The following is a 9,933-nucleotide window of genomic DNA, read 5'->3' as shown; positions in this document are numbered from 1 at the left end:
GCAAAGAAAAGTAGGTGCCGCCCCGCACAGGGGCGACGCCTGAAGCGAGCTAACGCATCGCGGATGCCAGCGAAAGCAAAAGCAAACCGCGCATGCCAGCGAACACACTAGCAAACCACCCAGCGTCGCAGACAAAAAAAACCAAAAACCCTTACGACTTCCGCTGAATAAACTCGATCTTATACCCGTCAGGGTCAGTCACAAACGCAATAACGGTCGTACCGTGCTTCATAGGCCCCGCCTCCCGCACAACCGTCCCACCTTGTTCCTTGATCTTGGCGCACGCGGCATACGCGTCATCGACCTCCACCGCGAGGTGCCCAAACGCATTACCCAAGTCGTACGACTCAGTATCCCAATTGTGAGTCAGCTCGATAACCGTGCCATCCTTCTCATCTTCATACCCAACAAACGCAAGCGTAAACTTGCCTTCAGGATAGTCATTGCGACGCAGCACTTTCATCCCGAGCAACTCGGTATAGAACTTGATCGAGCGGTCGAGATTGCCGACTCGGAGCATGGTGTGAAGAAGGCGCATGATGCACTCCAGTATTGTGTAGGGATGTCGAGGGCGTAAATGTACAGAAAAACAGAAAACGCCGCGCGCTCGCCGACGCAAAGTCAAAGTCAAGCCCGCAGTGTCCACACGCCCCATAGGCAAAACTTTAAAACAGATGCCGCAGCCCTGCCATCAGCCCGATCTGCGTGCCCTTCTGCGCCAGCCCGACACCATTCACACCCTGCAATTGCGCGCCAATCAGATCCCCGCGATACAGCGAGTAGTCGCCTTCCACATAGACATCCGTGCGCTTGGACAAACTGTAATCAGCAACGAGTTGATACTGCCACGCAGAACCATCCTGCGCCGGCGTCTTGCCGTCCTGCAATGTCCGCCACACATTCGCTGCAAAATGCCAGGCAGCGCCCACCTGCTGCGTAATACCGCCCATTATCATTCGACGCCGTGAAAAGTCCGTGTACTTGAGCGCCGCAAGCACAGGCGCCGTAAACGGACCGTTCGCGAAATTGGAAAACCCCGCGTCGTTCTGATTGACGATATAGCCGAGCGCAAAGCGCGTCTGGTTCCACGTATACGACGCACCAAACGTCCAGGCTTTCGCCGCGCTGCCATTGACGGAGTCGCGCGACTCCTCATACGCACCGCCCAGGCTCACAGGCCCACCGCTTGGCGCGTAAGCCAGCGCCGCCCCATACTGCGAACCATACGACTGATGCCCAGCAACCCCGCCGAACGCATACCCGACCGACAACAACACGTCATGCGCACGCGCCTGATACTGCACCTGATTGCTCGTCCAGATGCCGCCCGACATCGTCACTTCCGGCTGGAAGCTGAAGTCGTAAGGAATCCACGGGTTGCTGCCATAGCCCCCAAACGTGATCCCTTCGATCAGCACGTTCGGCATCCGCCCAAAGATCAGCCTGCCATACGACGTCGATTGCACGCCGATCTGCGCCTCGTTGAAAAACGGCAGCGTCGGATCGCTCTGACCACTGTTAATGTAGATACGGTTTTCGAGCTTGAAGAAGGTCGACCAGCCGCCGCCCAGGTCCTCGACGCCGCGCAACCCCCAACGGCTCTCCGACATGCCGCCGTTGCCGAGGCCAACGCTCGAGTCACCGTTCTTGTTCACGTGCGTCATATACCGGACGCTTTCGTCGACAATGCCATACAAGGTGACGCTCGATTGCGCGTGCGCCGTCGCGCACGTCAATGCGGGCGAAAGCGCCGCCCACGCGCAAAACCGCAGTCTCTTGCTCCCCTTCGTCATACCGTCTCCTGATCCATCCTGCATGCGTAAATGCGTGGGAATGTCTTAAAGCGGTGCGGCCTCGCTGGCGCGCAAATAGGCGAACGCAAGCAAGCGTAAGATTAATCTGTATGAAGAGTCGGGAAGATAAAAGAAAGCCCGCGTGTTGCGGGCTGTCTACAGTGGCCTTTGCAGATGCAACGAGCCGTCGTTGTGACTTGACTCGATGCGATTCTGGCTACTTCGGCGAAGCTGCCGATACGGCCTGGGCAACGGATACGTACTCCGCCACCGGCACGTCCTCCGCGCGGCGTTGCAGATCGAAACCGAGCGCGTCGAAATCGACGGCATCTCGATAGGCGGACAGCGTGTTGCGCAACATCTTGCGACGCTGCGAGAACGCCGCGGTGACGAGTTCGCCGAGCGTTGTTTGATCGACGGAAGGCAGTTCGTGTGGCGCGTACGGAATCATGCGGACGATCGCGGAATCGACCTTCGGCGGCGGCTGGAACGATTCCGGCGGCACGTCGAGCAGCTTGTCGATCACGTAGCGGTACTGCAACATCACCGACAACCGGCTGAATGCCTTGGTGCCCGGCTCCGCGACCATCCGTTCGACCACTTCGTTCTGCAACATGAAATGCTGATCGATCACGCGGTCCGCAAAGGTGGCGAGATGAAACAGCAGCGGGCTTGAAATGTTGTACGGCAGATTGCCGACGATACGCAGCGTGGGCTTCTCGCCCGCGTCGGCGAGCGAGCCGAAGTCGAACGCGAGCGCATCGCCTTCATGCAATTCGAGTAGCTCGCCGAATTTTTTTTTCAGACGCCCGATCAGGTCGCGGTCCAGTTCGACGGCGTGCAGCGGCGCTTCGGGCGTCGCGAGACGCCCGATCAGCGGCTCCGTCAGCGCGCCCAACCCCGGTCCGATTTCGACCATGCGTTCGCCGCGTTGCGGACGGATGACGTCGACAATCGAATCGATGATGCCCAGGTCGACCAGAAAATTCTGTCCGAAGCGCTTGCGCGCGAAGTGGCCCTGGTGCTGTCTGCTTGAACTGTTGGACATCGATTAGAAGCTACAAAAAAATCATGCGGCGCGACGGTTGCGCGCCATGGAAACTGCGGTGTCGATCGCGGCGATCAGGCTGCCCGCATCCGCGCGGCCCGTGCCGGCGAGATCGAGCGCCGTGCCGTGATCGACCGACGTGCGGATGATCGGCAAGCCCAACGTCACGTTGATGCCTTCGCCAAACGTCGCGTATTTCAGAACGGGCAGGCCCTGATCATGAAACATCGCGAGCACGCAATCGGCTTCGTTCAAATAACGTGGCTGGAACAGCGTGTCGGCGGGATACGGGCCGCGCGCGTCGATGCCTTGCCCGTTCGCCTGTTGCAGCGCCGGCGAGATCACGTCGATTTCCTCGCGGCCGAGATAGCCGTTTTCACCCGCATGCGGATTCAGGCCCGTGACGAGAATGCGCGGCGCGGGCAGCCCGAAATGATGCCGCAGGTCATGGTCGATGATCCGCAGCGTGTCGACGAGCCCGTCGACCGTCAACGCCGCCGACACGTCCTTCAGCGGCAGATGCGTCGTCGCAAGCGCGACGCGCAGCGGCCTTGCGCCCGTGCCCGCCAGCATCATCACGACGCGCGGCGTGTTGGTGCGCTCCGCCAGATATTCGGTGTGGCCGGTGAACGGCACGCCGGCGTCGTTGATCGTGCTCTTTTGCAACGGCGCGGTGACGATGGCGTCGAACGTGCCCGCGAGCGCGCCGTCGATCGCGGCATCGAGCAGGCCGAGCACGTACGGCCCGTTCTTCGCGTCGAGCTTGCCGGCCTGCGCGGGCGCGGCGAGCGCGTGATGCTGCGTGTCGATGCGGCGGCCCTGCTGCAAAGCCCAATCGATTCCGACAGCCTTGGCGCGCTCGGTCATCAGTCCGCTGTCGCCGAGCACCGTGAAATGCGCGTCGGGCCAATGCGCGCCCGCTGCGGCGAGCGCCTGTGCCGTCAGTTCAGGACCGACGCCAGCCGGCTCGCCCGTGGTGATCGCGATGTTCAGCGGTGCGTTCGAGGGCTGGGCAGCGGTCATGACGATTCCAGAGTTATTGCGCGGACGTACCCGTGATCGGGGTTGCCTTGTAATCGACATACGCCGTGTCGCGCAGTTCACGCAGCCAGTCGGCGTAGGCCTGTTCGGCCTTGCGCTGGCCGATGGCCTGCCGCGCGAGGTCCATCTGCTGCGAGACCGATCCTTCCGCTTCGCGGCGGCCCAGCACCTGGATCAGGTGATAGCCGTATTCGCTTCGCACGGGCTGGCTGATCTGATTGTCCTGCAGCGCGTTCATCGCACGTTCGAACTCGGGCACCGTCTCGCCCGGGCTGATCCAGCCGAGATCGCCGCCTTGCGACGCCGAACCGTCCTGCGAATAGGTCCGCGCAAACTTGTCGAAATCGCCCTGGCCCGTCTCGATCTCCTGGCGGATTTCGAGCAGTTTCTGGCGCGCCTGCGGCTCCGACAGGCCGTCGCCGACGCGCAGCAGGATGTGGCGCACGTGCGTCTGCGTGAGCTTGGTCGAATCGGCGGAAGCCGCGCCTTGGCCCGAACGGCGGTCGACGAGTCGCACGATCTCGAAGCCGTCGTTGGTACGGATCACGGACGGATTGACCTGGCCCGGACGCAGCGTCGAGGCTGCCGTCACGAATTCAGGCGGCAGTTTGGACGGCGCCTGAAAGCCCAGGTCACCGCCCTTCGATGCATCCGCCGCCTGCGAATTGGCCTTCGCGAGCTTTTCGAAGTTGTCGCCCTTCAACGCTTCCTGCAGCAGTCCATTCGCCTTCGCCTGCGCCGCTTCGATATCCGTCTGCGACGCGTTGAGCGGCGCCTTCAGCAGGATGTGCTCGAGGCGCAGATCGCTGGTCAGGCCGGCCGTCGGCCCGCGCTGGCTCGCGATGTAGTTCGCCACTTCCGCGTCCGACACGGTGACCTTGCTGTCCACTTCCTTCTCGCGCAGACGCGACAGGATCAGTTCCGTCTTCGCGTCGCCCATGAAGGTCGACCAGGGCACGCCTTGCGCCTCGATACGCGCGCGATACATTTCGAGCGGCATGTTGTTGGCCTGCGCGAGACGTTCGAGCGTGCGCTGCACCTGCGCGTCGTCGACGGTGATGCCGTCTTCGCGCGCCTTCTGCAGCTGGATGCGCTCCAGCACCATCTGGTTGAGAACCTGCTGCCGCAGCTGATCGGCAGGCGGGATCGGCGCGTGCTGCTGGTTCAGCCGCTTCGTGATCAGGCCGACGCGCATGTCCAGCTCGCGCTGCGTGATCACGCCGTTGTTGACGACAGCCGCGATCGTATCGACCGTTTGAGCATTGCCGTTGCCGCTCAGCGCCTGCGCGTGCGCAGGCGCTGCCAGCAGAATGGAAGCGGCCGCAGCGAAGCCGGTCGCGAACGTTGCCAGGCGAAGCTTTTTCATGATTGCCACAGATACTCCAGTGATGTCGGGCACGCTCGGCCCGTCTTGTCTGTTCTGCGAACGACGCGGCATCGATCTGTCACCCGCGATCTGGTCACTCGCGACCCGCTGATTCGTGACCCGCTCATTCGTAATTGTTGAACTGCGATTCGGGCGGCGGCGGCGGCGGTGGCGGCTGATAGCCCGCCACGCTGGCGCGGAACGCGGACATCAGCCCGTTGTCGACGCTCGACAGCCCTTTGAATGTCAGCTGCGCGAGCACCCGCGTACCGGACGACGTACCACCCGTCGAGTTCACCCCGTTTGCATAACGCTGAAAACCTACGCCGAGCGTCCAGCAATCCGCGTCGTATTGCATGCCGAGAAGCGCGTCGACAACGCGTTGTGCTTTCAGGTCGTAGTTGATACGCCCTACGCCGAACACTCGGTGCATCAACGGCCACTGCCCCGAGATCAGCAACTGGTTGATCGGCTGGTTGTCCAGCGTCGTGTTGGCGCGCGTGTAACGGTAGCCGAGGTTGATGACCTTGCCTGCCGCCGGGCTGTACCCGAAACCAATGCTGGTCTTGACCAGCTGGTTGTTGTCCGCATTATATTGGAACGCCGTTTCCGAGGCGAAACCGGCACCGAGCTTCAACGACGCGCCGAGTATCAGGTCCGAGTGTGTGGCCTGCTCCGACGCCTGCTGAGTCTGATCCAGCGTGACGCGCTGATCGCGGAAATAGTACTGCTGGGCGATCACGAAGCGCGCGCGCTCGTCGCCCGTCGCCGGGTTCAGGAAGCGCGTAGTGATGGCGGCCGTCAGACGGTTCGCATCGGCGATCCGGTCGTTACCGACAAACGTGTTCGGCGTGAAGATTTCCGCAAGGCCGAAATCCGACTCAGCCGTATCGAACAGCGGCGCGAAGCTCTGGTTGCGATACGGCGTGTAGACGTAGTACAGACGCGGTTCGAGCGTCTGGATGAAATCCTGCCCGAACAGACGCACCGAGCGGTCGAAGATCAGCCCGGTGTCGAACGAGAACGTCGGTATCGACTCGGTGAAATTCTTCGGCTGGTTCGGGGGCGAGCCCGTGCCGATGTTGCTCAGGTCATACGACGCGAAGTGCCATTGCACCTTCGGCGTGACGAAGTAACCCGGACCGATGACGGAGTACGACAGGTACGGATTGAAGACGACGCGATCGCCTTCCGTCGCGTCCGCCGTCGTGATGCGAAAGCGCGTGTAGTCCGCTTCCGCGCCGAAGTCGAAGCCGCCGACGTTGTACTTCGCGTACTTCACGTTCAACTGCGGCTCGCGGCCGTAAGGCGCGGTGGACGGCGAAAGCGTCTGCCAGTGCTGTTCGCGCGCGAGCACGGACCACGGCCCGTTGTTGTACGTCAGCCCCGCTTCCTGCTGGTACAGCAGCTGCGTGCCGTTCAGGAACTGGTTCGTCGTCGACGCCAGGTCTTCCGGATAGGTGTTGTCCGAGACCTTGTTGTAGTAGATGTACCCGCCGAAGCCCGAACCGAAGTTCTGGTTGTGCTGGATATACAGCGCATACCGGTTCGTGTGGGTGATCTTGTCGTCGGGCAGATACTCGCCGGTGATCGAGCCGCTATAGGTCGGCGACAGATAGCGGAAGTTCGCCTGCAACTGCACGCCGCGCTTCGACAGAATGCGCGGCGTCACGGTCAGATCGCGGTTCGGCGCAATGTTGAAGTAGTACGGCAGCGCCAGCTCGAAGCCATTGGTCGAACTGAGCGATGCTGTCGGCGGCAACAGGCCGCTTCGCCGCGCACCCGACAGCGGGAACGACAGCCACGGGCTCGCGAACACGGGGACGCCCTGGAAGAACAGCACGCCGTTGTGCGCGACGCCGTCGTCGGCGCCCGTGTCGAAATCGAACTCGCTGCCCTTGATGTACCACGCCGGATCTTCCGCGCACTGACACGCCGTATAGGTGCCGCGCGTGAACACCGAGCGCTCGTTGTCGAGCAGATCGACGCGCTCGGCACTGCCCGAACCGCCCGTCACCGTGAAGTGATATTTGGGCGTGGTCATGAAGCCTTCGCTCGACTCGATCTTCATGTGCGCTTCCGGGCCCGAGAACGTGGCCCCGTTGCCCGACAGGTGGACATTGCCGTAAGCATCGGCCATGTCCGTATCCTGATCGTAATGAAGCGCGTCGGCTTTCAGCGCCGAGTTCGTGCGGCGGACTTCCGCGGCACCTTTGGCCGCGATGTCCTGGTCGGCCGTGCCCGTGGTCGAGTCGCCCAGCACGAAGGTGGCGGGGCTCTGGCCGTTGGGTGCCGGATGTTCTTCGAGTTGTGGAGCCAGCCGCAGGCCCCACGGCGCGTCTATCGGCTGCGCCTGCGCCGCCTCTCCCGCCAGCTGCGCATGCGAAAGCGCGGGCAGCAGACCCGGCACGGCGACCAGCGCCGCTGCGAGCCGCCTTCTGCGCGGCAAGGCGTCAGAGGTGGAAGTGGTTCGGAAAAACTGTCTAGGCGGCATGTATCGTTTGGCGTATCGGCCCTGCTGTCAGTTCATGTGCCCGGTCATTAGTCACGAGTTGCCGCCTGTGCAATCGGGCATCGAATGCACAACTTTTGACGATTCATGCAGCGGTAAGGCGGGCGATCCAACGAGATGCGCGAGAACTGACGCGAGTCGCGTCAAAAAAGTCGTGGGGTATTATATGGCAAGACGTTGCCCACCCCGATTTTGTCACCGGCATTTCATGACGCTTTCCCCCGTATCTTCCCTTACATCCGCTTCTTCGACGGCGGACGCCCGGCTCGAGCTTCTCGGCGCCTGGCTGCAATCCCACGCCGGTCGCTACGGCCTTGACCTTGCCACACTGAAGCCCGCTTCCGCCGATGCGAGCTTTCGCCGCTACTTCCGCCTTGCGGGCAGCGGCGCGGAGCTTGTCGCCGGCGGCGCGACGGTGATCGCCGTCGATGCGCCGCCGCCCGAGAAATGCCGTGAATTCGTGCAGGTGGCGGGTTTGCTGGCCGACGCCGGCGTCCACGTGCCGCGCGTGCTGGAAGTCGATCTCGATGCGGGCTTCATGCTCGTCACGGATCTCGGCACGCAGTCGTATCTGTCCACACTGAAGCAAAGTAGTCCCGCGGAAGCCAAAACGCTGATGCGCGACGCGCTCGATGCGCTGATCCGCTGGCAGCTCGCCTCGCGCGAGGACGTGCTGCCGCCGTTCGACGAGGCCTTCCTGCGCCGCGAAATGGAGCTGATGCCGGAGTGGTTCATCGGCCGGCATCTCGGGCAGGAGGTGGATGAGAACACGCGCGGCGTGCTCGATCGCACGTTCGCGTTGCTGGTCGCGAGCGCGCGGGCGCAGCCGCAGGTCTTCATGCTGCGCGATTTCATGCCGCGCAATCTGATGATCGCCAGCCCGAATCCCGGCGTGCTCGACTTCCAGGATGCGGTGTACGGCCCGATCACGTATGACGTTGCTTCGCTGTTGCGCGATGCGTTCATCGGTTGGGACGAAGAGTTCGAGCTTGATTGCTTCGTGTACTACTGGGAACGCGCGAAAAAGGCGGGGCTTCCCGTCGATGCCGACTTCGGCGAGTTCTATCGACAGCTCGAATGGATGGGCCTTCAGCGGCACATCAAGGTGCTTGGCCTGTTCTGCCGGATCAACTATCGCGACGGCAAGCCGCATTACATGGCGGATCTGCCGCGTTTCATCGGCTATGCGCGCAAGGTGTGCGAGCGATACCGGCCGCTCGTGCCGTTCGCGAGGCTGCTCGACGACCTCGAAGGCCGCGCCGTCGACGTCGGCTACACGTTCTGACCGATGAAGAATTTGAACAAAGCGATGATCTTCGCCGCCGGGCGCGGCGACCGGATGCGACCGCTGACGGACGCGTGTCCGAAGCCGTTGCTGAAGGTGGGGGGCAAGGCGCTGATCGAATGGCAGATCGAGCGGCTGGCGGACGCCGGTTTTACGACGATTGTCGTTAATCATGCCTGGCTCGGCGCGCAGATCGAGGATGCGCTGGGCGACGGTTCGCGGTTTGGTGTCGAGTTGCGTTATTCCGCCGAGCATGAGGCGCTCGAAACGGCGGGTGGAATTGCCAAGGCGTTGCCGCTGCTGGAGGACTCAGGCAAGCCTGAGGTGTTCGTTGCTGTCGCGGGTGATGTGTACGCGGATTTTGATTATTCGACGCTGCGCGCGGCGGGTGCGCGTCTCGCGGCTGCGGATTTGCCCGGGATGCATCTGGTGATGGTGCCGAATCCTTCGTTTCATCCGGCTGGGGATTTTGTGCTTGCCAGCGATGGAGTGTTGGCGCTTGGTGGCGCGCCGCGGTATACGTTTGGAAGCATCGGGCTTTATGACACGCGGATGTTTCGTGATCTCGCGCCGGGGACGCGGCGGGCCCTTTCGCCGTATTATCGTGAGGCTATTGCGCATAGGCGCGCTACTGGGGCGCTCTATACCGGGTTGTGGGAGAACGTTGGGACTCCGGCGCAACTTGTGGCGCTTGATGAGTTGTTGAAGGGGTAGGTTTTTTTTCGTCTGCGACGCTTGGGTGGGGTGCTTGTGGTTTCGCTGGCATTCGCGAATTGGTTTTGCTTTCGCTGGCATTCGCGAATTGGCTTTGCTTTCGCTGGCATTCGCGAATTGTTAGCTTGCTTCACGCGTCGCCCCTGTGCGGGGCGGCACCTACTTTTCTTTGCC

8 protein-coding genes are annotated in these 9,933 nt (G+C 62.2%); 2 read left to right on the top strand and 6 right to left on the bottom strand.

The window, feature by feature from the left end; all coding sequences use genetic code 11:
• Positions 1 to 151: 151 nt before the first annotated feature.
• The 6 genes from gloA to KFO72_RS40145 form a co-directional block, all read right to left on the bottom strand.
• Positions 152 to 538 carry a lactoylglutathione lyase gene (gene gloA / locus KFO72_RS40170; RefSeq protein WP_054929727.1) on the bottom strand — a complete coding sequence of 129 codons (387 nt, stop codon included), beginning with the start codon at positions 536 to 538 and terminating at the stop codon, positions 152 to 154.
• Between the two features lie 127 nt (positions 539 to 665).
• Entirely contained in the window at positions 666 to 1,793 is a 1,128-nt protein-coding gene (locus KFO72_RS40165) for a porin (RefSeq protein WP_054929726.1), read from the bottom strand.
• 217 nt (positions 1,794 to 2,010) lie between these two features.
• Positions 2,011 to 2,841 carry a 16S rRNA (adenine(1518)-N(6)/adenine(1519)-N(6))-dimethyltransferase RsmA gene (gene rsmA, locus KFO72_RS40160; protein ID WP_054929725.1) on the bottom strand — a complete coding sequence of 277 codons (831 nt, stop codon included), beginning with the start codon at positions 2,839 to 2,841 and terminating at the stop codon, positions 2,011 to 2,013.
• Between the two features lie 21 nt (positions 2,842 to 2,862).
• A complete protein-coding gene (pdxA, locus tag KFO72_RS40155) occupies positions 2,863 to 3,864 on the bottom strand; it encodes a 4-hydroxythreonine-4-phosphate dehydrogenase PdxA (RefSeq protein WP_054929724.1) in 1,002 nt (333 codons plus the stop codon).
• A gap of 13 nt (positions 3,865 to 3,877) precedes the next feature.
• Complete coding sequence (locus KFO72_RS40150) at positions 3,878 to 5,257, bottom strand: peptidylprolyl isomerase (RefSeq protein WP_176055587.1); 1,380 nt, start codon at positions 5,255 to 5,257, stop codon at positions 3,878 to 3,880.
• Between the two features lie 115 nt (positions 5,258 to 5,372).
• Positions 5,373 to 7,742 (bottom strand): LPS-assembly protein LptD, encoded by a 2,370-nt coding sequence (locus KFO72_RS40145; protein WP_224099759.1) that lies wholly within the window; start codon positions 7,740 to 7,742, stop codon positions 5,373 to 5,375.
• Positions 7,743 to 7,968: 226 nt separating this feature from the next.
• On the opposite strand from KFO72_RS40145, the gene KFO72_RS40140 reads away from it, so the two are divergent.
• Positions 7,969 to 9,045, top strand: a complete 1,077-nt coding sequence (locus tag KFO72_RS40140) for an aminoglycoside phosphotransferase family protein (protein WP_107203477.1) — start codon at positions 7,969 to 7,971, stop codon at positions 9,043 to 9,045.
• Between the two features lie 24 nt (positions 9,046 to 9,069).
• Positions 9,070 to 9,759 (top strand): N-acetylmuramate alpha-1-phosphate uridylyltransferase MurU, encoded by a 690-nt coding sequence (gene murU / locus KFO72_RS40135; RefSeq protein ID WP_225034421.1) that lies wholly within the window; start codon positions 9,070 to 9,072, stop codon positions 9,757 to 9,759.
• The last annotated feature ends 174 nt before the right edge of the window (positions 9,760 to 9,933 follow it).

This window comes from Paraburkholderia sp. XV (assembly GCF_020177535.1).
Classification (GTDB): Bacteria; Pseudomonadota; Gammaproteobacteria; order Burkholderiales; family Burkholderiaceae; genus Paraburkholderia; species Paraburkholderia caribensis.
The sequence above is the reverse complement of the archived record's forward strand: the minus strand, read 5'-3'. Positions and strand labels throughout refer to the sequence as shown.